Below are 23,820 nucleotides of genomic sequence, written 5' to 3' on the forward strand. Positions count from 1 at the left end.
CTCCACCACCTCCGTAGCGTGGGTTGAGTATCACGAAACCCGCGGATAAAACACACCACAGAACTCACACTCTTTGTATTAAAGCCTTCAATTTCAGCTTTAATAGCTGTTTAGCATGCTAAATCTGCTATTGAAAAGTGCTTTTTTATCCCAAGCTATAATTATAGAGCATCTACACACTTATTTATGGCGAGTTTCTATGTTAAATAAACAAAAGCATATTTACACAAAAGAGCAGATTCGCTCTTATGAGGGAGAGGCGGCTAAGCAATGTGGAATAGATTTATTTACTTTAATGCAGCGAGCGGGAGAGTCCGTATATAAGCAGTGGCAGTCTTTTAACGCTAAGCTTACTTTAATTATTGTAGGTAATGGCAATAATGCGGGTGATGCTTACATAGCCGCGTGTTTAATTAAGGACTCTGGCGCAGAGGTTAAAGTTTGCGCTATAGATCCTGCAAAAACACTCAGTGGTGATGCTGCTAAAGCAAAGCAGCTATGGCTTGATACTGGTGGCATAGTTAACGAGTTTGCAAAGAGTGATTTAGATTGCTGCGACTGTGTGATTGATGGGTTACTAGGTACTGGGCTTAATTCACCTGTTCGCGAAAATTATTGTGAGATTATTACTGCCATCAACCAAAGCGAAAAGCCTGTTTTAAGTATCGATGTTCCCTCAGGGATTGATGCAAATACAGGTGAAGTATTAGGCGCAGCTATTCAGGCAACAAAAACACTTACTTTTATTGCGATTAAACAAGGCCTTTCTACAGGGACAGGTAAACAGCATGCCGGTAAGTTGATTCTCGATGAATTAGCAATTGAAGATACTTTTAGTGAACTCGCTTCACCTTGTGCTCACTTGATAAATATAGATAGCTTTAATCGCTTGGGCTCTCGGGCTTTAAATAGCCATAAGGGCAATCATGGCAAGTTATTATGCGTAGGGGGCAACCAAGGTACTGCGGGTGCAATCAGGCTCAGTAGTGAAGCTGCGCTACGAGCAGGTGCAGGGATGGTGAAGGCTTATACGCACCAAAGTTCTATTATGCCAATAAGCATAGGTAGGGCAGAGTTAATGGTCATGAGTGAAAACCTTGAACAGGCTTTAGAGTGGGCAAGTTGTGTTGTACTTGGCCCTGGACTTGGGCAGGATGAATGGGCTAAAAAAACGTTTTGCACTGTAATGCACTATTGCCAAGAGCACAATACGCCGCTTGTACTTGATGCTGATGCACTTAATTTATTAGCTGAAAATGCAAGTGCTTATACATTGGCTCAATGTGTCCTTACTCCGCATCCTGGTGAGGCGGCTCGGCTTATTAGCAAAAACACCTCTGAAATAGAGTCAAATAGGTTTGGAAGCGTGCGACTATGCGCAAAACGGTATAATGCTACTTGCATATTAAAAGGCGCTGGCTCTTTAATTGATAACGGTAAAAACACTTGGGTGTGTGAAAATGGCAACGCAGCACTTGCCGTTGGAGGGAGTGGCGACGTACTTACAGGTATTATTGGTGCATTGCTTGCTCAAGGGCTTAGTATCGACGAAGCAGCGCGATACGGGGTAACTCTTCATGCTCGAGCTGGTGAAGTTGCGGCTGAAGAGCAAGGGCAGCGCGGCATGCTACCCTCGGATTTATTTCAAATAGTCAGGTCGTTAATCAACTAAGTATTTAGCTCTGTTGAATAAGATCCCATTTGTTACCATAGAGATCTTCAAATACGGCCACCGTACCGTAAGGCTCATTACGAGGCTGCTCATGAAATACTACGCCATTTTCTAGCATGCTTTCGTAGTCGCGCCAAAAGTTGTCAGTGTTTAAAAATAGCCACACACGGCCACCTGCTTGATTGCCAACAGCGTTAAACTGCTCTGGCTCTGTTGCTTGTGCAAGTAATATGTGTGTGCCATTTGAGTTGGGTGGAGTTATTATCACCCAGCGTTTTCCATCACCTAAATCCGTATCTTCCACTAATTCAAAGCTTAATTTTTTTGTATAAAATGCGATTGCTTCGTCATAGTCTTTTACAACAAGAGCAATACTACCTATATGCTGCTTTGGCATAACTTAAAAACCTAAAGTTGTTTTATGTTTGTGTATTTTCACATATCAATACAGGGTTGAATAGTATAGGTAAATGTTTATTAAAGCTTATTTTAAGGGGAGATATACGTTATACATTGGCTTCGCATCTATCGCTAGCAGTAAAAGGATTCACTCTATTTTAAACCCTATAGCATGCTTAAAGCGTCCTTAAAAAGTGTTTTAATTTACGTAGCTAAACTGGCTTACTCATCTTCATTCGTAGGGTCGTCACCTGAGTCTTCTTTGCGTTTACGCTGCTCTTGCTTGGCCTTTTGAACATTTTCATAAGTAGGGGGTGGAATAGGCATAAGTGAAATTAGTGGAAAAAATGCTAAAAATAAATACGCTCCTTTAGACATGCTCTTACCCCATATAACGAGCTTAAGCATAATCCAAGCAATAAATACCACTAACCCTGTTATAAGTGATACCAAAATAAAGAAGATGATTATTTCATTATTATTAAGCAAATCCTTTTACCTTTAATCCAATAACTCATGGTATAGATGTGGAGATAAATTAAGCAATAACAATAGGCTTGTATTAAAAAGCAAAAACCCAGCCGAAGCTGGGTTTTTATATAAGCAAGGTGCTTAAAGGAGGATGATCACATCATGCCGCCCATACCACCCATTCCGCCCATGCCACCCATATCAGGGGCACCAGCAGCTTCTTCTTTAGGGATTTCAGCAACCATTGCTTCGGTAGTGATCATTAGACCCGCAATCGAACCTGCAAATTGTAGTGCAGAGCGCGTTACTTTAGTTGGATCTAGGATACCCATTTCAAGCATGTCGTTGTATTCGCCAGAGGCTGCGTTGTAACCGTAGTTACCTTCGCCACCTTTAACAGCGTTTATTACTACTGACGCTTCGTCGCCTGCATTTGTTACGATTTGACGAAGTGGTGCTTCCATCGCACGAAGTGCAACTTTAATACCGTGGTTTTGGTCTTCGTTGTCGCCAAGTAGCTCAACTAGCTTGCTAGCAGCACGTACTAGAGCAACACCACCACCAGGTACTACGCCTTCTTCAACCGCTGCACGAGTTGCATGTAATGCATCTTCAACACGGTCTTTTTTCTCTTTCATTTCAATTTCAGTCGCTGCGCCTACTTTAATTACTGCAACACCGCCGGCAAGTTTAGCCATGCGCTCTTGTAGTTTTTCTTTATCGTAGTCAGACGTTGCTTCTTCAATCTGTGCTTTAATTTGAGCAACACGGCCGTTAATGCCATCTTCTGCACCCGCACCATCAATGATAGTTGTATCATCTTTAGTGATTACTACACGCTTAGCAGTACCTAGGTCTTCGATAGTTGCTTTTTCAAGCTCTAAACCAATTTCTTCAGAGATAACAGTACCGCCAGTTAATACTGCGATATCTTGTAGCATTGCTTTACGACGGTCGCCAAAACCAGGGGCTTTAACTGCTGATACTTTAACAATACCGCGCATGTTGTTAACTACAAGCGTTGCAAGTGCTTCGCCTTCTAGGTCTTCAGCAATGATTAATAGTGGCTTGCTTGCTTTAGCAACGGCTTCTAATGTAGGTAGTAGCTCACGAATGTTAGACACTTTTTTATCTACAAGTAGAATGAACGGGTTGTCTAGCTCAACAGCGCCTTTTTCAGCGTTATTGATAAAGTACGGAGATAGGTAACCACGGTCAAACTGCATGCCTTCTACAACATCTAGTTCGTTCTCTAGTGATTGACCTTCTTCTACAGTAATAACACCTGTGTTACGGCCTACTTTTTCCATTGCTTGTGCAATGATGTCGCCAATTTCTTTATCAGAGTTAGCTGAAATAGTACCTACTTGTGCAATAGCTTTAGTATCAGCACATGGTACAGATAGCGCTTTAAGCTCTTCTACTGCAGCGATAATTGCTTTATCAATACCGCGCTTAAGATCCATTGGGTTCATACCCGCAGCAACCGCTTTAAGACCTTCGTTTACAATAGATTGCGCAAGTACAGTTGCGGTAGTAGTACCGTCACCCGCTGCATCATTTGCTTTAGATGCAACTTCTTTTACCATTTGTGCACCCATGTTTTCAAACTTGTCTTCAAGTTCGATTTCTTTTGCTACAGATACACCATCTTTAGTGATCACTGGAGAGCCAAATGATTTATCTAGTACTACGTTACGGCCTTTAGGACCTAAAGTCACTTTTACTGCGTTTGCTAGGATATTTACGCCTGTTAGCATTTTAGCGCGTGCGTCACCTGCAAAAAGTACTTCTTTTGCTGCCATCTTTAATTTCCTCTAAATTCTTAAATGTTTGTTAAACGAAAAGTAGGGTTAGCCTACAATGCCTAAAATGTTGTCTTCACGCATGATCAGGTACTCTTGACCTTCGATCTTTTCAGTTTTTTCAACATATGAGCCAAATAACACAGTGTCACCGGCTTTTACTTCTAAAGCTCTAACGTCACCGTTATCTAGAACGCGACCATTGCCAACAGCAATAACTTCTCCGCGAGTTGATTTTTCAGCTGCAGAGCCAGTTAATACAATACCGCCAGCAGACTTGGTTTCTTCTTCTAGACGCTTAACGATTACGCGATCTTGTAAAGGACGAATGTTCATTTTTTTAGTTCTCCTAACAGTTTCTGAACAGTACAGAAAAAAGCTTTTCTAATTTGCATTCATTAATGGGGGTAGAGTGTAAAATTCCAAGAGAAAAATCGATAAATTTTTAATCTTTTCTCTCATACTCGCCATCAATGGTAGTTGGTTTATTTACATGCTGTTGTTCATGCTGCGAATGTGGGTGTTGTGTAAAGGCCGAAGAGCCTTGCTGTGCACCTGTGCTCATGCGTACCGTTGCTTGACTTGCAAGGCCTGCAGCAAGTTTATTGCGTATTGAGGGGGTTAATAATAGTAGGCCGAATACATCGGTCATAATGCCTGGGGTTAGCAATAAAACACCCGCAATGATCACGCAAATACCGGTAAATAATTCTTTAGCTGGCATTTGTCCTTGGGCCATTTGGCTTTGTGCATTTTGTAATGCACCCATACCTTGTTGTTTAACCATTCTGGCGCCCAAAATAGCCGTAACAATCACTAGGGCTATAGTCGCAAATCCACCAATTACATCGCTAACCTGTATTAGTAGCGCAATTTCGATGATAGGAATGATAATAAACAACACAAATAAAAATCTAAACATAGGGCTCTCTAAATAATGGCACTCAAAAGAGTGGATGAAATATAAGTGAGGGTGAAAGGGTCTATTTTCAAGGTTGAGCTTAAAGTGATTAATAATTGCTTAATATCTACAATTATTCATCGCCTACACATTACACTAGCTATCAGATACTATTGCATTAGTTCCCTATAAATTAGTAAAGGTTAATTATGACTACGCAATTTAAATTGATATTTACCACGTGCAAAGATGAGGCTGAAGCACGCACTTTAGCAAAAGCACTTGTAGCGCAAAAATTAGCGGCGTGTGTAAATATTTTACCAAATATGACCTCAGTTTATATGTGGGAAGGCGATGTTGCCCAAGAGATAGAAGCAAAGCTACTGATTAAAACAAAATCAGAAAAAATGAATGATGTGTTTGAAACCATTAAAAGTTTACACAGTTACGAAGTACCCGAAATTCAAGTGGTTGATGTGGCCACTGGTAATTTGGCTTATTTTCATTGGATGGATGAGGTATTAAATTAATGCGGTTTTTCTTTTTATTATTGGTTAGCTTGCTGGCGCTTCCGGCAAAGGCAAACACCAATAATGTGCTAGGTGATTTACTTGCCCCGCCACAGCAAACCTTTTTACCCGTAGACCAAGCGTTTGTATTTGATTTTGATCAACAAGGTAGCACTTTATTTGTGGGGTGGGATATAGCCCCTGACTATTACCTTTATAAAAAGAAAATAGAAATTATCGCTAAAGGCGCCAACATAAAGGTAGGCGATGCCGGTACTGGCGAAATAATTGAAGACGAGTTTTTTGGCAAAACCGAAGTTTTTTTCAATAGTGTGAGTGTTATAAGTAAGCTCAGTAATGTTACAGAGGGGGCTGTTGTTAAGGTGCGCTATCAGGGCTGTGCCAAAGCTGGGCTGTGTTATCCGCCTGAGGTTATTAGTATTCCTTTAAGCGTTATTGCCTCAGAGCAAGCGCAAGGTAATAACTCATCTGCTGATGCCGCTGATACATTAAACGCATTAACTCCTCCTGTAGACTCAACGCGTGGCCAAAGCAATACAACCACTCAAGATTTAAGTTTTACAGAGCGATTAGCAAGTCAAAGTTTAGTAACCAATTTACTCATATTTTTTGCTGTTGGGGTGGGGCTTGCGTTTACACCCTGTGTGTTCCCTATGTTTCCTATTTTATCGAGTTTAATTGCAGGGCAGCAAAACCTGTCTACTAAAAAAGCGTTTGCGTTGTCGTTTGTATATATACAAGGTATGGCGCTTACTTATGCTGCATTAGGGTTGGTAGTGGCGGCCTTAGGCGGGCAAGTGCAGGGGTATTTACAACACCCTTATGTACTTATTAGTTTTAGTTTACTGTTTGTACTGCTCGCAATGTCGATGTTTGGCTGGTACGAAATTAAGTTACCCAGCGCCATGATGAGCAAGCTAACGCAAGTCAGTAATAACCAAAAAGGCGGCAATTACATAGGTGTGTTTTTAATGGGGGTATTGTCGGGCTTAATTGCATCACCTTGTACCACAGCTCCGTTGTCTGCTGCGCTATTATTTGTAGCGCAAAGTGGTGACTACCTTGTCGGTGGTTTAACCCTGTATGTATTAAGTTTAGGAATGGGCCTACCACTTTTATTACTCGGTACATCTGGTGGCAAATTGCTTCCTAAAGCAGGCGGTTGGATGGAGCAAGTTAAAACTTTATTTGGTTTTATTATGCTTGTTGTGCCACTTATTTTATTGGAGCGAATAATAAGCGCCGACATTATTTTACTTATGGCGGGTATTTTAGCACTGGCAACGGCTATTTATTTACACTATTGGCAGAGTGCTCAGCCACAATGCAAGCTTAAAACAGCGCTTTGGTTTAGTGCTACATTTTTAGTAGTTACTGGTTTAACATTAGCTAAAAACGTTATTTGGCCGCAGCAACAGGTTGAGCAGGTTAGTCAGCAAAGTAATGAGTTTAAACAAGTGGCTAATTTAACTGAGCTAAAAAACGCTGTTGCTGAAGCTAATCAGCAAGGCAAACTGGTGATGGTTGATTTATACGCCGATTGGTGTGTGGCATGTAAAGAGTTTGAGCATTACACATTTCCAGATGCCAAAGTACAGAGCGAGTTTAGTCACTATCAGTTAATTCAAATCGATTTAACACAAAGTGATGACACCACCATTGAGCTAATGGAAGAGTTCACTGTATTTGGTTTACCCAGTATTTTGTTTTTTAACACACAAGGGCAAGAGCTAAGTTCAGAGCGCGTTACAGGATTTTTAAACGCTGATGATTTTGCCACCCACCTAGCTGCAGTGCGCGCCAGCGCACAATAATAGTGCAATTTAGCCGCTTGGGCTTACCAAGTGGCTTGCCTTCAATTACGTCATATTTATTACACCTCCAGAGATTAGACCAGTATTTTGCTGCTATTTACATCGAACTGACTATAATAGTTGGCTAACGTGAGAATTTGTTGCAATTTTTGTTTTTTATACTTACTTTAGTGTACAAAATTAGCTCGCAACGGCTTAACTCATTACTTAGAGGATATATCGCGTATTATGGCTGCAAAATTTAAACTTTTAGTTATAAATGGTCCAAATTTAAACATGCTAGGAAAGCGTGAGCCAGAAAAGTACGGTTTGCACACTCTTGGTGAAATTATGAGCGAACTAACGACTGCCGCAGAGGGTCTAGATGTTCAGCTTACGCATTTTCAAAGTAATAGTGAGCAAGCCCTTATAGAAAGAATACACGATGCTTGGCAGGCAGTTGATTACATAATTATTAATCCTGCTGCATTTACGCATACTAGCGTCGCTTTACGTGATGCATTGTTAAGCGTTGATATTCCTTTTTTTGAGGTGCACTTAAGTAATGTGCATGCACGTGAAGCATTTCGTCATCATTCGTATTTTTCTGATGTGGCGCAAGGTGTGGTATGTGGATTAGGTGCAATGGGTTACCACGCAGCATTGAACGCTGCCGTGAGCCGGTTGCAAAACTCGAATTAATTTAAACTAACAAACTTATAGGCGGGTCGTTCATGGATATTCGCAAGATCAAAAAGCTAATCGAATTAGTAGAAGAATCAGGTATTGCTGAACTAGAAATCACTGAAGGTGAAGAATCAGTACGTATTAACCGTAACAACATGAGCGCAGGTCCTGCTTACGCTCAGTACGCACCACAGCAATTTGCTGCTCCAGCACCTGCGGCACCAGCACAAGCTGCGCCAGCCGTTGAAGCTGATGCTACACCAGCAGCGCCTGCAGGCCATCAAGTTAAATCACCTATGGTTGGTTCATTTTACTCAGCAGCTTCTCCAGAAGCGCCAGCATACGTAGAAGTAGGTTCTCAAGTAAAAGTAGGTGATACTTTATGTATCGTTGAAGCAATGAAAATGATGAACCAAATTGAGTCAGATAAAGCGGGTACAGTTACAGCTATTTTAGTTGAAAATGGCGAACCAGTAGAATTTGATCAACCTCTATTCATCATTGAATAATTTAGTAACCTAAAGGCCAACTCTTATGTTAGATAAAGTAGTCATTGCAAACCGAGGTGAAATAGCACTTCGCGTATTGCGCGCCTGCAAAGAGCTTGGGATCAAAACGGTTGCTGTGCATTCAACGGCGGATCGCGATCTTAAGCACGTATTACTTGCAGATGAAACCATTTGTATCGGTAGACCTCCAGCCACTGAAAGTTACTTAGATATTCCGCGCATTATTGCGGCTGCTGAAGTAACAGACGCTGTAGCGATTCACCCAGGATATGGTTTTCTTTCAGAAAATGCAGATTTTGCTGACCAAGTTGAGCAAAGTGGCTTTGTATTTATTGGTCCAAAAGGCGACACTATTCGTCTTATGGGCGATAAAGTATCGGCAATCAATGCAATGCGTAAAGCCGGTGTACCATGTGTACCAGGTTCTGACGGTCCAGTATCGGATGACAAAGAACGCAACATGCAAATTGCAAAGCGCATTGGTTACCCGGTAATTATTAAAGCCGCTGGTGGCGGTGGTGGCCGTGGTATGCGTGTAGTACGTAGCGAAGCTGAATTAATTGATTCAATCGCACTTACTCAACAAGAAGCGAAACAGTTTTTTGGTAATAGCATGGTTTACATGGAAAAATTCCTTGAAAACCCTCGCCATATTGAAATTCAGGTACTTGCTGATGGACAAGGTAATGCTGTTCATTTAGGTGAGCGTGACTGTTCTATGCAACGTCGTCACCAAAAAGTAGTTGAAGAAGCACCTGCTCCAGGTATAACGGCAGAAGTGCGTAAATTTATTGGTGAACGCTGTACACGTGCATGTATCGAAATTGGTTACCGTGGTGCGGGTACGTTTGAGTTTTTATACGAAAACGGCGAATTTTACTTCATCGAAATGAACACCCGTATTCAAGTTGAGCACCCAGTGACTGAAATGGTAAGCGGTGTTGATTTAATTAAAGAGCAGCTAAAAATTGCTGCTGGGCAACCGCTATCTTTCACGCAAGATGACGTGGTTATCCGCGGCCATGCAATTGAATGTCGTATTAACGCAGAAGACCCAGAAACGTTTATCCCGTCGCCGGGTAAAATTACACGTTTCCACCCTGCAGGTGGTTTAGGTATTCGTTGGGATAGCCATATTTATGCTGACTATACAGTACCTCCACATTACGATTCGATGATTGGTAAGCTTATTACTTACGGTGAAAACCGTGATGTGGCTATTGCCCGTGCTCGTAATGCGTTGAACGAATTAGTTATTGATGGCATCAAAACAAACACGCCATTACATAAGAAAATTCTTGCAGACGAAAACTTCCAAAGTGGTGGTACAAATATCCACTACCTTGAGAAAAAACTAGGGCTATAGAGCCCCAGTTAATTAAAACCGGCCTAAGCCGGTTTTTTTATGCCTAAAACGCCAATTTATCGCCTTCAAGAAATATTCTGGTATGATTAGCAAAGATGCGCTTTTAGTAAATTTTTGAGGTAACAATGACGCGTAGTTTTGAAGCTCACCTAAATGATGAAATAGCCACAGTAGCAATGGGTAACAAAGTGGCTGCTATTATAGAGCAAGGTGCAGTAATTTATTTACACGGCGATTTAGGTGCAGGTAAAACAACATTTACGCGTGGTGTAGTGCAAGGCTTTGGCCACACTGGTAAGGTAAAAAGCCCAACCTATACGCTGGTAGAGCCATACGAACTGACACGTGCTAATGTATATCATTTTGACCTATACCGGTTAGGCGATCCTGAAGAGCTTGAGTACATGGGTATAAGAGATTACTTTTCTGAGCAGGCTATTTGTATTGTTGAGTGGCCAGAAAAAGGGGGAGAATTTATACCAGTTCCCGATTTAGACATTACCTTAAGTTACGTTGGCGATGAGCGCAAAATTGTTATGAATAGTGCAAGCGAGCGCGGAATAGCAATTGTCGAAAAACTTACTAACCTAAACCCGAGTTAATATACTTACTAACACATTGAAATATAAAAGCATCAAAGTTACCTTTTTAGTTGGCGTACAAAATAGCGGCTTAAGGTAGATTTACTATCCAACGTTTAGGTTAATAAGCTAATAGCGGGTTAAGGCGCCCGCTCTCATAATAATAAATAGTTAAGGCAATGGTAGTTATAATGAATCGAGGTGTAGTTAAACTTTTTATTTGTTTCATAGTTTTCGCTGTGAGCTTACCGTTGTGGGCAAAAAATACCATAAATAGTGTACGAGTATGGCCCTCGCCAGATAGCACGCGGGTGGTATTTGATTTAGATGATAAGCCCGATTTCAGCTATTTTATGCTTAAAAACCCGAGTCGCTTAGTGGTCGACCTTGAAAACACCAAAGGGTTAAAAGTATTACCGAGTATTCCTTCTAAGCACAAAATTGTAAGCAAGCTGCGCTATTCAAAGCCTAAAAATAAACAAAGTGTACGTTTTGTATTTGAGCTAACAGCGCCTATTAAGCCGGTTATTTTTGCGCTGGCACCTACTGGCCCGTACAAAAACAGGCTGGTTGTGGATTTATATAATAAAAGTGAACCCGCAGTAAGTACTACACCTGCCCAAAAAGCAGCTAAAAAGCGCCAATTAAGCCAAGAGCGAGACATTGTTATTGCAATTGATGCGGGCCATGGCGGAGAAGACCCAGGTTCTATTGGCCCCTCTGGTACGTATGAAAAAACCATTACTCTACAAATAGCTAAACGTTTAGAGCGTATGATTGACGGCGAACGTGGCATGATTTCGCGCATGGTAAGAAGTGGCGACTACTTTGTTAAGCTTAATACCCGTACCAACCGAGCACGCCAGAAAAAAGCCGACTTTTTAGTGTCAATTCATGCTGATGCATTTACCAGCCCTGGGCCAAATGGTGCTTCGGTGTGGGTGTTATCGCTTGGCCGCGCTAATTCTGAAATTGGTAAATGGATAGAAGATAAAGAAAAACACTCAGAGCTTTTAGGTGGTGCAGCCGATGTAATTAAAGATGCTGCTAACGAAAAATACCTCGCGCAAGCGCTACTTGATATGTCGATGGACCACTCAATGAAAACAGGGCTTAGTGTGGCCGAAGAAGTAGTAAAAGAGCTAAAAAAGGTCGCTAAATTACATAAAAAAGATCCACAACATGCAAGTCTTGCCGTATTAAAGTCGCCAGATATTCCTTCCATTTTGGTTGAGACAGGTTTTATTTCAAATCCCCGTGAAGAGCGCATGTTAAAAAGCGCTAATCATCAGGAACGCTTAGCTAAAGCGATGTTTACGTCTATAAAAAATTATTACTTAAAAAACCCACCTGATGATTCGTTATTTGCAAAGCTTAAATCGCAGTACCCAACTAAACATAAAGTTCGCCCAGGTGAATCGCTAAGCCTATTAGCGAGTCGGTATGGTGTATCGGTAGCCAAATTAAAGCAAGTTAATCAACTACGCTCAAACACCTTGTTTATAGGTCAAGAGCTGGACATACCGCAGAGTTGATGTTTATTAAACCTGTACACGTATTAGGGGCCTCATGAGTATTGAAATATTACCTGCACGATTAGCTAACCAAATAGCGGCAGGTGAAGTGGTTGAACGCCCGGCTTCAGTGGTTAAAGAACTGGTAGAAAATAGCTTAGATGCGGGCGCTACGCGTGTGCAAATAGACATAGAGCGGGGCGGTCACAAGCTTATTCGTATTCGTGATAATGGCTCAGGTATTGGCAAAAATGAGCTCACTTTAGCGCTTTCTCGCCATGCAACAAGTAAACTTAAATCACTCGATGATTTAGAAAACATTTGCTCCTTAGGCTTTAGAGGGGAAGCGCTTGCATCTATTAGTTCGGTATCGCGTTTAACGCTTAGCTCAAAGCCCAAAGCACAAGATGCCGCGTGGCAAGCGTTTGCACAGGGGCGCGATATGGACGTGCAAGTAAAGCCGGTAGCCCACCCAGATGGCACAACGATAGAAGTTAAAGATTTATTTTTTAACACCCCAGCAAGGCGCAAGTTTTTACGCACCGAAAAAACCGAATTTAGCCACATTGATGAGCTTATAAAGCGTATTGCACTGAGTCGTTTTGATGTGTCGATTACACTGACGCATAACCAAAAGGTGGTTAGGCAGTACCGTGCTAAAACCGATCCAAATCAAGCGATTACTCGGGTTGCGCAAGTTGCAGGTAAAGCCTTTGCTGAGCAAGGATTGCATATTCAATCTGGTGAAAGCGGTTTACAGCTACATGGTTGGGTATTGCCAGTGGGATCAGCTAATACCACGCAATATACATATGTAAATAATCGCATGATGCGCGATAAGCTAATTTTACATGCTATTCGTCAGGCGTTTGAAGAGGTAAGTGGAGCGCAAGAACTCCCAGGGTTTGTTATTTATATTGATATTGACCCAAGGCAAGTGGATGTAAATGTTCATCCTGCTAAGCACGAGGTGCGTTTTCATCAAGGCCGGTTAGTGCACGACTTTATATTACAGGCGATTAAGCAAGTAGTTGTGCCTCTACAAGGCGAATTTGCAACTAATCAAGCGCCCACAGACGATTACCAATCCTCCGCGTTTATTGAGCAGCCAAATCATGCGGCTAATAACCAGACAGTTCAGCAGGGGTATGATTACCCTAAGTCACAGTTGCAGCCAATAGATTCACAAAACGGTGGTTTTACTAGTCGTGCCTCCTCTAATCGCGCAGGGTCAGGTGGTGGCGCTACGGGGTATGCTTCACCGTCTCAAAAACATGGTGCAAATCATCACGATGTAAATGCATTTTATCAAGGGGTGAGTGAGCAACAAGCCGCTCATTTTGAGCATAGTGTATCAACGCAGCCCGTTACTGATGAAAGCGCTGCACACGCATTAAAAAGTGTGCAGGTATTAAATGTAAATAAAGGCGTGTGTGTATTTACTCAGCAGCAGCAGTTATTTTGTTCACACTATAAGCATGCACTTGTTGATTACTGGCATGCACAAATAAAAGAGTTGGGTAATTTAGAGGGTAAAGCCTTGTTACTACCCGTAAGGGTTAACCTTGAAAAAGCTGACTGCGAACTAATAGCTCAGCAGCAATCGTGGTTTACTTTATTAGGCTTTGAGCTAGTTATTGAAAAACAGTTTGTGATGGTTAAAAAGCTACCCACGTGTTTATATTTACTTGAAGTATCAGCTGCGGTTGAAAACTTGCTTGGCGCATGTAAAACACAGCTCAACGAGTTACAAGCGTGGCTTACATGGCAGCTTGGTTGTGTACCAGAACGCTTTTATGAAAGTAATGCATTTATTGAATTACAAATTAGCTTACAAAATAATCCGCAAACAATTGAACGTTTAAAAGAAAAAGCAGTTAAAATAGACCTAGAACACTATTTAACGCAATTAAATTAAGGTACCCGTGTTGAGCAATTTACCGGTCATATTTTTAATGGGCCCAACCGCAGCTGGTAAAACGGCGTTGGCAATTTCACTGTGTGAGCACTTAAATACAGAAATAATCAGCGTTGATTCAGCGTTAGTGTATAAAGGTATGGACATAGGTACGGCAAAGCCCGATGCAGAAGAGCTTGCTCGTGCTCCGCATCATTTAATTGATTTACTCGATCCGAGCGAAACCTATTCGGTCGCCGATTTTAGACGTGATGCGATAAAAAAAATTGATGAATTCCATCAACAAGGTAAAGTACCAATATTAGTGGGTGGCACCATGATGTACTTTAAATCTTTAATTGATGGATTATCGCCACTGCCAGAAGCCTGCTCAGTAGTTAGAGCAGAGCTTGAATCGCAAGCAAAACAATTTGGCTGGCCACATTTACATCAAGAGCTGGCTAAAGTAGATCCGCAAGCGGCCGACAAAATAAGTGAAAATGATTCACAAAGAATAAATCGAGCTTTGGAAGTTTACCGTATTAGTGGTAAAACAATGACTGAATTGCAAAAGCAAAAGCAGCCAACGTTACCTTATACTTTTCATCAATTTGCGATTGCGCCTGATGATCGCAGTGAATTACATCAGCGAATTGAAAAAAGGTTTAAAATAATGATAGAACAGGGGTTTGAAAAAGAAGTTTCGACCCTATATCTACGTAAGGATTTACACCCCAATATGCCTTCTATTCGTTGTGTAGGTTATAGACAAATGTGGGATTATCTTGCGGGTGAAGTAGACCATGATGAGATGGTTTTTCGCGGCATTGCTGCAACGCGTCAACTGGCAAAACGTCAGCTAACGTGGTTACGGAGTTGGCCTGATGTTACTTGGTTAACAACAGACGATGAAGAAAACTTGCATCGCGTAGTAAGTTCGCTAAGCTAGTAGTAGTTGCGAATTATTTAATTAAATAAGTTCAGCTACTTAAATTATAATAACACCTAGAACGAAGGAACAATAACATGGCAAAAGGCCAATCGTTACAAGACCCATTTTTGAATGCACTACGTCGTGAGCGCATTCCAGTATCAATCTTTTTGGTAAATGGCATAAAATTACAAGGTAAAATTCAGTCATTTGACCAATTTGTTATTTTACTTGAAAACACTGTAAACCAAATGGTGTATAAACACGCAATTTCAACAGTTGTACCTGCTCGTGCAGTCAACTTCCAAGGTGTTCAAGGGAGCGATGACACTGAAGAGCAAGAACCAGGAAATATTTAATTAGGAGCGTAATGCTTGTTTGACCGCTATGAATCCGGCGAACAGGCAGTCTTAGTTCATATCGACTTACCTAAAGATGGCGATCGTGAAGATCTTCATGAATTAGAGTTGTTGGTATCTTCTGCTGGTGTTAGTAGTTTGGCGGTTGTGCAAGGCAGCCGCCAAGCACCACATCCGAAACTATTCGTCGGTACCGGTAAAGCAGAAGAAATAGCTGAGATTGTCAAAATCCACAATGCAGATGTTGTCATCTTTAATCATCAATTAAGTCCGTCTCAAGAACGTAATTTAGAGCGCGTTTGCCAATGTCGTGTACTTGATAGAACAACACTTATTCTTGATATTTTTGCCCAAAGAGCCCGTACCCACGAAGGTAAGCTACAAGTAGAGCTTGCTCAGCTTAGGCATATGTCTACTCGATTAATCCGAGGGTGGACTCACCTTGAGCGCCAAAAAGGGGGAATAGGTTTACGAGGCCCAGGCGAAACACAGCTTGAAACCGATAGACGTTTATTGCGCGCGCGCATTAAAAATATTCGTGCCCGATTAGCCAAAGTGGCTGTACAACGAGAGCAGGGTAGACGTGCGCGTACGCGTAACGAAATTCCTACCGTGTCGCTTGTAGGGTATACCAATGCGGGTAAATCAACCCTGTTTAACCGTATAACAGACTCAGATGTATACGCAGCGGATCAGCTTTTTGCCACGCTTGACCCAACACTACGTAAACTTGATATAGGTGATGTTGGTTCGGTTATTTTGGCCGATACAGTGGGATTTATTCGCCACTTACCACATGACTTAGTGGCAGCCTTTAAAGCAACATTAACAGAAACGCGTGAAGCCGACCTACAATTACATGTAATTGATGTGGCAGACCCGCGCAGACGCGAAAACATAGAGGAAGTACAGTCGGTTTTAAAAGAGATTGAAGCTGATGAAGTACCGCAATTATTAGTTTATAACAAAATTGATGCGCTTGACGATGTAAGCCCACGAATTGATCGGGATGACCAAGGGCAGCCTATAAGAGTATGGTTATCTGCACAAACCGGCGAAGGGTGTGAGCTACTTAGCGAAGCAATAAGTGACCTGCTTGCTAAGAAAATGCTTAGTGGTACGTTATTACTTGCCCCTCAATATGGCCGCTTAAGAGCGTCTTTATTTAGCTTAAGTGCAGTCCATGAAGAGCGCTTTGATGAACATGGTAACTGGTTGTTGGATGTACGTTTACCTATGGTTGAATGGAACCGATTAATTAAAGAGTTTGGTCCTGAAATTGAAGGTTTTATCAATCGCGATTAAAAATTGGCATATAAATGTCGGTTTTTGTATGAGAAACGCGGTAGATTTGATAGATTTAACACAATTTCCTAATTTATTTAGATAACAATGGAGTATAGCTATGGCCTGGAATGAACCGGGTAATAATGGCAATGACAAAGATCCGTGGAACAATAAAGGCGGACGTGATCAAGGCCCACCTGATTTAGACGAGGTGTTCCGTAAGTTTAGCAACAAGTTAGGCGGCATATTTGGCGGTAAAAAATCCGGCAATAATAGTGGCGGTGGACTTGGCGGAGCCGGTATTTCATTTATCCTCATTATCGCCGCAATTGTGTGGGCGTTAAGTGGTATTTATACGGTTAAAGAAGCCGAACGTGGTGTGGTACTGCAATTTGGTAAGTATGACCGTATTGCAGAGCCAGGCTTACGCTGGAAAATGACCTTTATTGAAACGGTTATCCCGGTAGATATTGAAGCTGTGCGTTCATTATCTGCATCAGGGTTTATGCTAACGGAAGATGAAAACGTAGTAAGCGTTGAGTTTGAAGTGCAATACCGTGTTATTGACCCGTACCTTTACAAGTTTAGCGTAACTAATGCTGATAACAGCTTAGAAGAAGCGCTTGATAGCGCGTTACGTTACGTTGTTGGCCATGCAAAAATGGACCAAGTACTGACTAATGGCCGTGAAGTTGTTCGTCAAAATACGTGGGATGAGCTTAATAAAATCATCGAACCGTATAACTTAGGTTTAATTGTGACCGATGTGAACTTTAAAGATTCACGTCCACCAACTGAAGTAAAAGATGCATTTGATGACGCTATTGCCGCACAAGAAGATGAAGAGCGTTTCATCCGTGAAGCAGAAGCGTATGCACGTGAAATTGAACCGCGCGCGCGTGGTCAAGTAACACGTATGACGCAAGAAGCAGAAGGTTATCAAGAACGCATTACACTTGAAGCACAAGGTGAAGTGGCTCGTTTTGAAAAGCTATTACCTGAGTATCAAGCAGCTAAAGAAGTAACGCGCGAACGTTTATACATTGATGCTATGGAAGAGGTGCTTAGCAGCAGTTCTAAAGTCATTGTTGATGTTAAAGGCGGTAACAACATGATGTACTTACCACTTGATAAAATTATGGAAAAGCAAGGTACTGCAACACGTGTAGCTTTACCAAGCTCAAGTGATATTCAAGATTTACGCAATAAAGTAAATACATCACGAAATAGCACTGTGAATAGCGGTAATGACCGTTTTAACAGTGATCGCTTTAACAATAACGGGAGATAAGCGTAATGAAAAACTTTAGTTTAGTCATACTATTAGCTGCCATTGTTATGTCTTTCTCTGCGGTATTTGTAGTACCTGAAGGGCAAAAAGCGATTGTGCTGCTATTTAGCAAAGTTGAAAAAGACAGTGAAGACAAGGCCGTTGTATACAGCCCAGGCCTTCACTTAAAAGTACCATTTTTTAGCCAAGTACGTCGTATTGATGCACGTATACAAACGCTAGATGGCACGCCAGACCGCTTTGTAACAAGCGAGAAAAAAGACTTAATTGTTGATTCGTTTGTTAAATGGCGCGTAAACGACTTTAGCGCATTTTACCTTCGTGCTCGTGGTGATAAGCAATATGCTGAAACACTACTAAAGCAAAAAGTTAATAATGGTCTGCGTACTAACTTTGGTACGCGTACTATTCGCGAGATTGTATCGGGTGAGCGTAGTGAGCTAATGGAAGAGGCGTTAGTACAAGCTTCTGAAAGTGCGCGCGAGTTAGGTATTGAAGTACTTGACGTGCGTGTTAAGCAAATTAACTTACCACAAGAAGTGAGTAGCTCTATTTACCAACGTATGCGCGCTGAGCGTACTGCTGTTGCAAAAGAGCACCGCTCGGAAGGTCAAGAAAAAGCAGAAACTATTCGTGCAAATGTTGACCGCCGTGTAACGGTAATGCTTGCTGATGCAGAGCGTAATGCGCGCTCAGTACGTGGTCAAGGTGATGCAGAAGCTGCCGCTATTTATGCTAAAGCATACAACAAAGATCCAGAGTTCTTTGGTTTTGTTCGTTCTTTAGAGGCGTATAAAAAGACCTTTAAAGATAAACAAGATGTTATGGTACTTTCACCAGATAGTGACTTCTTTAAATATATGAAAGGCGCTGCAGCGCAATAAGCGATGCCTTAATCATTTAAAAAGTTATAAAGCCCCGCCTATGCGGGGCTTTTTGTTAAGCATAATTTAAAACTTTAAATTACTGTTATATATGTGGTTATTTAAAAAGTGTGATGGCCTAAAAAATACGCGCAGAAAAAATAAGCTGAACAGGGGTGATCTTTACTTCCGTTTTCTGGTAAAATCTCGTCCTAATTTTCTCGAAGTGAATTTACAATGGGTAAAAACGTTGTTGTATTAGGCACCCAATGGGGTGACGAAGGTAAGGGTAAGGTTGTTGATCTCCTTACAGACAAAGCATCTTTAGTAGTTCGATACCAAGGTGGTCACAATGCGGGCCATACTTTAGTTATTGACGGTGAAAAGACAGTTCTACACCTTATTCCATCGGGTGTATTACGTGACAATGTTAAATGTGTGATTGGTAATGGTGTGGTTTTATCACCAGAAGCGCTAATGAAAGAAATTGGCATGTTAGAAGAGCGTGGCGTACCTGTACGTGAGCGTCTTTTAATTAGTGAAGCATGTCCGTTAATTCTGCCTTTCCATGTTGCATTAGATGTAGCTCGCGAAACTGCTCGCGGCGACAAGCCAATTGGTACTACTGGCCGTGGTATCGGTCCTGCGTACGAAGATAAAGTAGCCCGTCGCGGTTTACGCGTAGGTGACTTATTCAATCCAGAATTATTCGCAGCTAAACTAAAAGAAGTACTTGAATACCATAACTTCACTTTAGTTAACTACTACAAAGTAGATGCTGTTGATTTCCAAAAAACGTTTGATGATGCAATGGCTGTTGCAGACATCTTAAAAGCAATGGTTGTTGATGTAACTGAGCTTTTAGATCAAACACGTTTAGCGGGCGAACACATTTTATTTGAAGGTGCGCAAGGTACATTACTTGATATCGATCACGGTACTTACCCTTATGTAACCTCTTCAAACACCACTGCTGGTGGCGTTGCGACTGGTGCTGGTTTTGGTCCATTAAACCTTGACTACGTGTTAGGTATTATTAAAGCGTACACTACACGTGTTGGTTCTGGTCCTTTCCCTACAGAGCTTTACGATGGGCTTGAAAAACAAGACCCAGTGGGTAAGCACTTAGGTGATAAAGGTCATGAGTTTGGCGCGACAACAGGTCGTTTACGTCGTACTGGTTGGTTAGATGCTGTGGCAATGCGCCGCGCAGTTCAAATCAACAGCATCTCTGGTTTTTGTTTAACTAAGTTAGATGTTTTAGATGGTTTAGAAACGCTTAAAATCTGTACTGGTTACCAGCTTGAAGATGGCACAGTGACTAATGTAACGCCATTAGCTGCTGAGGGTTACGAGAAAGTAACACCAGTATATGAAGAGATGCCAGGTTGGTCTGAAAACACAGTTGGTGTAACTAGCCTTGAAGGCTTACCAAAAGCTGCGATTGACTACATCAAGCGTATAGAAGAAATCACAGGTGTACCTGTTGATATTATTTCTACCGGCCCAGATCGTGTAGAAACAATGGTACTTCGCAACCCGTTTGCTTAATCACCATTAGTTTAAAAAAAAAGCTGCTTTTTGCAGCTTTTTTTATGCCTAAAATTCACCTTGGAACGATCTTTGTATATTATTTGATAAGTTTTATTTTATACGTGGTAAACATGCGCCTATCTACCTGTAACACTTTTCTAGCGTCTTTGCTCACTCCGTTACTTTTATCTATAAGTAGCAATGTGTTAGCTGAAGAAACGCCCGCTGCGGTGCCGCTTTATACCGAACCGGAGCTGATTGCACTAATAAATAAAAATACACATTTGCAGCGTGTAAAGGCAGACGATTGCCAATTAGTACAAGATATAGAGGCAAGGGCCAATAAAATGGCGCTGCCATCTTACCAATTTTTATATGGCGATATGCTGGCATATAACGTGTGTGCTGAACGCAATGTGGAATTAGGTGTGTACTACATGCGTAAAGCGGCTGAACAAGGCTTAGCGGCTGCATTAGAGCAGCTTGGACGTTATTACGACACGGGTCGCTTAGTGCAGCAAGATAAAGCTATGGCCATTAGCTACTTACGAGAGGCCTCAGCGCAAGGGAACTTAAAAGCACAGCTAAGGCTGGTTAAGCTTTTTAATGCAGGCTATGGAAGCCCACGTGACTTTGAAGATGCGTATCGCTGGTTATTCAATGCCATGGTGGCAGATAAAGCAACCCATAAAAAAATTGAGCGTGCGCTTAGTTTACTCGCTCAAAAAATGCCCGACAGCGTTGTTGCCCGCGCCCGATTGCCCATGTAAGTGCCGATAACGCACGCTATTTAAATAAAATAAAAAAGCCCTAATATTTAATTAGGGCTTTTTTGCAATAACAGGAAGAGGTTAGCTCTCTTCTTTATTTTTTGTTTTAGCGGGGTCTTTTAATACCGACATTTTTGGCGGCTGAAGTGCAAATATACGCTCTCCCTCTTGCGGTGGCTTTTCCATATTACTGGTAAATGGGCGAAGCTTTACTGGCGTATCGTCGTCGTTGTCTTTATCACCTTTTAAAATAAACAACGGGATCGCTTCAGGGTTCATCTCTTGGTATTTTTCCCAATCAAATTCTTCTGAAATACGCGTCGCACTTACTTTACCGCCTTTAGCAATAATACTGCTTAGGCGAGCGTAAGAGCCATCTTCACCAAACAAAATTTGTCTAGATAGGAATGTTGCACTGTCTTTGTTCGCTTTAGCATGCGAGGTAGATGAGCGCAGTGAAAATACATTTTTTTCATTCAACAAGTGAGAAAAATATTGTACACCAAGCGCATTATGGTGGCGGTTTGGTGAAAGTGCTAATACCGTTCTTATTGTTGTGAGCGGCAAGTAACGCTCAGCATGCTCTGATTGTGGGTTACCATAATAACAGGCAAGGCCGTCCATACGAGCCATTTTACAGTTCTCCCATGCGGGGTCTGATAGATGAACAGGAATGCTTTGCTCTTGTAAGCCTTTACCTATAGCGCGAGATACATGGTTTGCACCAATAATCAGTATGGTATTTGGAGAAGGTTGGCGCACGCCCAATAGTTTAGCAACAGGAATAGCGGTTAAGCTTTGCAATACCACAGTGATGATAATAACGGTAAATATTAACGGCACCATTTTTTCTGCATCAGCTACGCCAGCTTCCATCATGCTTAGCGCAAACACCGACCCAACAGCAGCTGCAACAATACCTCTTGGAGCTATCCACGATAGCACCAAGCGCGATTTCATTGGCAAGTCAGTACCAAAAGTAGATATAGCAATACACAATGGGCGCGCTATAAATAACACCACTGCGAGGAATATAAATACGTCGCTGTCTAACATCATCAAGTCAGAAAGCTGTAGCCGCGCAGCAAGTAAAATAAACAGCGATGATATTAAAATCATCGATAAGTCTTCTTTAAACTCAAGTACAGAATCGATTTCTAAATCATTTTGATTAGCAAGCCAAATACCAAATACGGTAACAGCCAATAATCCCGATTCGTGACTTAAGTGATTAGATACCGAAAAGCTAATAAGCACTAAGGCAAGTATGCCAAATTTATGTAATTCAAACGGTAGCCATTCACGGCGCATAAGCTGTGTGGTGATCCAGCCCGCAACAACACCTATAGAAAGCCCTACGCCGACTGTTTTAACAAGTGCAACAATAGTGTGGCTAAGCACTTCTCCTTGGCCTACCAGCATGACTGCTTCAAATACAAGCACAGCAAAAAGAGCGCCGATTGGGTCAATTACAATGCCTTCCCATCGTAATATACGGTCAATATCTTGTGTTGGGCGCATCGAATTAAGTAAAGGGGCGATTACCGTAGGCCCCGTTACTACTAGTACAGCGCCTAATACTGCCGCCACCCGCCAGTTAAGCTCCAGTAACCAATAGGCACTTAAGCTTATTACCACACAGGTGGTGATCATGCCGATAGAGCACAGGTTACGTACGACCTTACTTATGCCTTTTAACTCTCTAAAGTGCAAAGTAAGGGAGCCTTCAAATAAAATGACAGCCACACTCAGTGACACAACAGGAAATAATAAATCACCCAGTAAAGCATCAGGGTCTAATACACCACTAAACGGCCCTAGCAATAAACCGGTAAGCAATAAGAACAAAATAGCGGGTACTTTAAACGCCCACGCTACCCATTGGGCAAGCACCGAACAAAGTGCGATACCGGCTATATAAATTGCTGACATAAATTAAGAATTCCTTATTTATCACAATGTGAAAAGTATAACTTTTGTTAAATATTAATACAGGGGTATACACGTGAAATGTTTAATTTGCTAATAAAATTTTAGCGCTTAATACAAAAATTGTAGGTTAAACTTATTGATTTATTTATAAAAATTGAATTAAAACTTAAAAATAAATATAACTCTTTGATTTTAAATGATTAACCGCTTATAGGTGAGGCGTAGCTCTACTTTAGAGTGATTTTTAGCCTTGATCTTACCCCTTGAAATGTCGTATTATATTTAGAGTTCAAACAATTAGTCATCTAAATATAATTTTGCAAAATAACGGTATGTATTAATACTAGCGTCATATTTGCCCTGTAATAATAGATTTGTACGCTATTTTTACCATTAATTAGTAGCTATTGTATTATTGAATATCTTGGTATGGTTTTTTCAAACAAGTTTATTTAAGCAATTAAGTAAATAAATGTTTGAGTTGAACTATTACTTTCAATGTTTAGCTCCCATCGTGGCGGCTAAATCTCGGTCCTTAAGTCATCACCCTATCTGTTGGTGTATCTGACTTTAGAGGCTCTATGTATGTTGTTAACAAAAAGGCCGCACACAGCTTTTTACAGCGATACATAAACAACACTTTTTATTTTTATATTTAATAGACCTCCATTTATTTTGGTTGGTGCTGTTTCATGTCTTTACAAATCTAAAAGCAATTTTAGGTCGTGT

Annotated in this window: 22 protein-coding genes; 16 read left to right on the forward strand and 6 right to left on the reverse strand. The window is 41.4% G+C overall.

Annotated elements, in window-relative coordinates; all coding sequences use genetic code 11:
* Positions 1-199 precede the first annotated feature (199 nt).
* On the forward strand, positions 200-1,672 hold the full coding sequence (locus tag AN395_RS12770) for a bifunctional ADP-dependent NAD(P)H-hydrate dehydratase/NAD(P)H-hydrate epimerase (RefSeq protein WP_054983232.1): 1,473 nt from the start codon (positions 200-202) through the stop codon (positions 1,670-1,672).
* A gap of 4 nt (positions 1,673-1,676) precedes the next feature.
* Here AN395_RS12770 and AN395_RS12775 read toward each other — a convergent pair whose 3' ends face one another.
* The 5 genes from AN395_RS12775 to AN395_RS12795 all read right to left on the reverse strand — a co-directional run bounded on the left by AN395_RS12775 (position 1,677) and on the right by AN395_RS12795 (position 5,269).
* On the reverse strand, positions 1,677-2,069 hold the full coding sequence (locus AN395_RS12775) for a VOC family protein (RefSeq protein ID WP_054983233.1): 393 nt from the start codon (positions 2,067-2,069) through the stop codon (positions 1,677-1,679).
* A gap of 224 nt (positions 2,070-2,293) precedes the next feature.
* Positions 2,294-2,560, reverse strand: coding sequence for a hypothetical protein (locus AN395_RS12780; protein ID WP_085065434.1), 267 nt, complete (start codon positions 2,558-2,560; stop codon positions 2,294-2,296).
* A gap of 137 nt (positions 2,561-2,697) precedes the next feature.
* Complete coding sequence (groL, locus tag AN395_RS12785; protein ID WP_054983234.1) at positions 2,698-4,347, reverse strand: chaperonin GroEL; 1,650 nt, start codon at positions 4,345-4,347, stop codon at positions 2,698-2,700.
* A 48-nt stretch (positions 4,348-4,395) separates the two neighbouring features.
* Complete coding sequence (locus tag AN395_RS12790; RefSeq protein ID WP_004587676.1) at positions 4,396-4,683, reverse strand: co-chaperone GroES; 288 nt, start codon at positions 4,681-4,683, stop codon at positions 4,396-4,398.
* Between the two features lie 109 nt (positions 4,684-4,792).
* Positions 4,793-5,269: an FxsA family protein gene (locus AN395_RS12795; RefSeq protein WP_054983235.1), complete on the reverse strand. Its 477-nt coding sequence runs from the start codon at positions 5,267-5,269 to the stop codon at positions 4,793-4,795.
* A gap of 188 nt (positions 5,270-5,457) precedes the next feature.
* Here AN395_RS12795 and cutA point away from each other — a divergent pair, with 188 nt between their 5' ends.
* The 15 genes from cutA to AN395_RS12870 all read left to right on the forward strand — a co-directional run bounded on the left by cutA (position 5,458) and on the right by AN395_RS12870 (position 21,159).
* The gene (cutA, locus tag AN395_RS12800) at positions 5,458-5,778 is read left to right on the forward strand and encodes a divalent-cation tolerance protein CutA (RefSeq protein WP_029772613.1); all 321 of its coding nucleotides are present in this window, start codon (positions 5,458-5,460) and stop codon (positions 5,776-5,778) included.
* Positions 5,778-7,592, forward strand: coding sequence for a protein-disulfide reductase DsbD (locus tag AN395_RS12805; protein WP_054983236.1), 1,815 nt, complete (start codon positions 5,778-5,780; stop codon positions 7,590-7,592). Before cutA ends, AN395_RS12805 begins: the two co-directional genes overlap by 1 nt.
* A 228-nt stretch (positions 7,593-7,820) precedes the next feature.
* Positions 7,821-8,273, forward strand: coding sequence for a type II 3-dehydroquinate dehydratase (gene aroQ / locus AN395_RS12810; RefSeq protein WP_024031479.1), 453 nt, complete (start codon positions 7,821-7,823; stop codon positions 8,271-8,273).
* Positions 8,274-8,305: 32 nt separating this feature from the next.
* Complete coding sequence (gene accB, locus AN395_RS12815; RefSeq protein ID WP_004587671.1) at positions 8,306-8,767, forward strand: acetyl-CoA carboxylase biotin carboxyl carrier protein; 462 nt, start codon at positions 8,306-8,308, stop codon at positions 8,765-8,767.
* A 25-nt stretch (positions 8,768-8,792) separates the two neighbouring features.
* Positions 8,793-10,133, forward strand: coding sequence for an acetyl-CoA carboxylase biotin carboxylase subunit (accC, locus tag AN395_RS12820; RefSeq protein ID WP_024031477.1), 1,341 nt, complete (start codon positions 8,793-8,795; stop codon positions 10,131-10,133).
* 125 nt (positions 10,134-10,258) lie between these two features.
* The gene (tsaE, locus tag AN395_RS12825; RefSeq protein WP_054983237.1) at positions 10,259-10,735 is read left to right on the forward strand and encodes a tRNA (adenosine(37)-N6)-threonylcarbamoyltransferase complex ATPase subunit type 1 TsaE; all 477 of its coding nucleotides are present in this window, start codon (positions 10,259-10,261) and stop codon (positions 10,733-10,735) included.
* A 170-nt stretch (positions 10,736-10,905) separates the two neighbouring features.
* Complete coding sequence (locus AN395_RS12830) at positions 10,906-12,249, forward strand: N-acetylmuramoyl-L-alanine amidase (protein ID WP_031289362.1); 1,344 nt, start codon at positions 10,906-10,908, stop codon at positions 12,247-12,249.
* Between the two features lie 34 nt (positions 12,250-12,283).
* A complete protein-coding gene (mutL, locus tag AN395_RS12835; RefSeq protein WP_054983238.1) occupies positions 12,284-14,146 on the forward strand; it encodes a DNA mismatch repair endonuclease MutL in 1,863 nt (620 codons plus the stop codon).
* A gap of 10 nt (positions 14,147-14,156) precedes the next feature.
* Positions 14,157-15,074: a tRNA (adenosine(37)-N6)-dimethylallyltransferase MiaA gene (gene miaA / locus AN395_RS12840; protein WP_095206660.1), complete on the forward strand. Its 918-nt coding sequence runs from the start codon at positions 14,157-14,159 to the stop codon at positions 15,072-15,074.
* A 77-nt stretch (positions 15,075-15,151) separates the two neighbouring features.
* Positions 15,152-15,415 carry an RNA chaperone Hfq gene (hfq, locus tag AN395_RS12845; protein ID WP_004587665.1) on the forward strand — a complete coding sequence of 88 codons (264 nt, stop codon included), beginning with the start codon at positions 15,152-15,154 and terminating at the stop codon, positions 15,413-15,415.
* Positions 15,416-15,430: 15 nt separating this feature from the next.
* Entirely contained in the window at positions 15,431-16,720 is a 1,290-nt protein-coding gene (hflX, locus tag AN395_RS12850; RefSeq protein WP_024031472.1) for a ribosome rescue GTPase HflX, read from the forward strand.
* 100 nt (positions 16,721-16,820) lie between these two features.
* Positions 16,821-17,993, forward strand: a complete 1,173-nt coding sequence (hflK, locus tag AN395_RS12855) for an FtsH protease activity modulator HflK (protein WP_004587663.1) — start codon at positions 16,821-16,823, stop codon at positions 17,991-17,993.
* 5 nt (positions 17,994-17,998) lie between these two features.
* The gene (gene hflC, locus AN395_RS12860) at positions 17,999-18,877 is read left to right on the forward strand and encodes a protease modulator HflC (protein ID WP_004587662.1); all 879 of its coding nucleotides are present in this window, start codon (positions 17,999-18,001) and stop codon (positions 18,875-18,877) included.
* A 216-nt stretch (positions 18,878-19,093) separates the two neighbouring features.
* Positions 19,094-20,407: an adenylosuccinate synthase gene (locus AN395_RS12865; protein ID WP_004587661.1), complete on the forward strand. Its 1,314-nt coding sequence runs from the start codon at positions 19,094-19,096 to the stop codon at positions 20,405-20,407.
* Between the two features lie 113 nt (positions 20,408-20,520).
* Positions 20,521-21,159: a tetratricopeptide repeat protein gene (locus AN395_RS12870; RefSeq protein WP_054983300.1), complete on the forward strand. Its 639-nt coding sequence runs from the start codon at positions 20,521-20,523 to the stop codon at positions 21,157-21,159.
* 81 nt (positions 21,160-21,240) lie between these two features.
* Here the strand turns inward: AN395_RS12870 and AN395_RS12875 are convergent, their stop codons facing one another.
* Entirely contained in the window at positions 21,241-23,091 is a 1,851-nt protein-coding gene (locus tag AN395_RS12875; RefSeq protein WP_024031470.1) for a sodium:proton antiporter, read from the reverse strand.
* Positions 23,092-23,820 lie beyond the last annotated feature (729 nt).

Source organism: Pseudoalteromonas sp. P1-30 (genome assembly GCF_001400005.1).
Lineage (GTDB): Bacteria > Pseudomonadota > Gammaproteobacteria > Enterobacterales > Alteromonadaceae > Pseudoalteromonas > Pseudoalteromonas atlantica.

Excerpts from the sequence above, each read along its gene's own strand:
- groL (WP_054983234.1), bottom strand. The coding sequence starts at position 4,347 with ATGGCAGCAAAAGAAGTACTTTTTGCAGGTGACGCACGCGCTAAAATG.
- AN395_RS12875 (WP_024031470.1), bottom strand. The coding sequence starts at position 23,091 with ATGTCAGCAATTTATATAGCCGGTATCGCACTTTGTTCGGTGCTTGCC.
- mutL (WP_054983238.1), top strand. The coding sequence starts at position 12,284 with ATGAGTATTGAAATATTACCTGCACGATTAGCTAACCAAATAGCGGCA.
- AN395_RS12790 (WP_004587676.1), bottom strand. The coding sequence starts at position 4,683 with ATGAACATTCGTCCTTTACAAGATCGCGTAATCGTTAAGCGTCTAGAA.
- hfq (WP_004587665.1), top strand. The coding sequence starts at position 15,152 with ATGGCAAAAGGCCAATCGTTACAAGACCCATTTTTGAATGCACTACGT.
- tsaE (WP_054983237.1), top strand. The coding sequence starts at position 10,259 with ATGACGCGTAGTTTTGAAGCTCACCTAAATGATGAAATAGCCACAGTA.
- aroQ (WP_024031479.1), top strand. The coding sequence starts at position 7,821 with ATGGCTGCAAAATTTAAACTTTTAGTTATAAATGGTCCAAATTTAAAC.
- AN395_RS12870 (WP_054983300.1), top strand. The coding sequence starts at position 20,521 with ATGCGCCTATCTACCTGTAACACTTTTCTAGCGTCTTTGCTCACTCCG.
- AN395_RS12775 (WP_054983233.1), bottom strand. The coding sequence starts at position 2,069 with ATGCCAAAGCAGCATATAGGTAGTATTGCTCTTGTTGTAAAAGACTAT.
- hflK (WP_004587663.1), top strand. The coding sequence starts at position 16,821 with ATGGCCTGGAATGAACCGGGTAATAATGGCAATGACAAAGATCCGTGG.
- accC (WP_024031477.1), top strand. The coding sequence starts at position 8,793 with ATGTTAGATAAAGTAGTCATTGCAAACCGAGGTGAAATAGCACTTCGC.
- accB (WP_004587671.1), top strand. The coding sequence starts at position 8,306 with ATGGATATTCGCAAGATCAAAAAGCTAATCGAATTAGTAGAAGAATCA.
- AN395_RS12770 (WP_054983232.1), top strand. The coding sequence starts at position 200 with ATGTTAAATAAACAAAAGCATATTTACACAAAAGAGCAGATTCGCTCT.
- AN395_RS12795 (WP_054983235.1), bottom strand. The coding sequence starts at position 5,269 with ATGTTTAGATTTTTATTTGTGTTGTTTATTATCATTCCTATCATCGAA.
- AN395_RS12805 (WP_054983236.1), top strand. The coding sequence starts at position 5,778 with ATGCGGTTTTTCTTTTTATTATTGGTTAGCTTGCTGGCGCTTCCGGCA.
- AN395_RS12830 (WP_031289362.1), top strand. The coding sequence starts at position 10,906 with ATGAATCGAGGTGTAGTTAAACTTTTTATTTGTTTCATAGTTTTCGCT.
- cutA (WP_029772613.1), top strand. The coding sequence starts at position 5,458 with ATGACTACGCAATTTAAATTGATATTTACCACGTGCAAAGATGAGGCT.
- AN395_RS12865 (WP_004587661.1), top strand. The coding sequence starts at position 19,094 with ATGGGTAAAAACGTTGTTGTATTAGGCACCCAATGGGGTGACGAAGGT.
- hflC (WP_004587662.1), top strand. The coding sequence starts at position 17,999 with ATGAAAAACTTTAGTTTAGTCATACTATTAGCTGCCATTGTTATGTCT.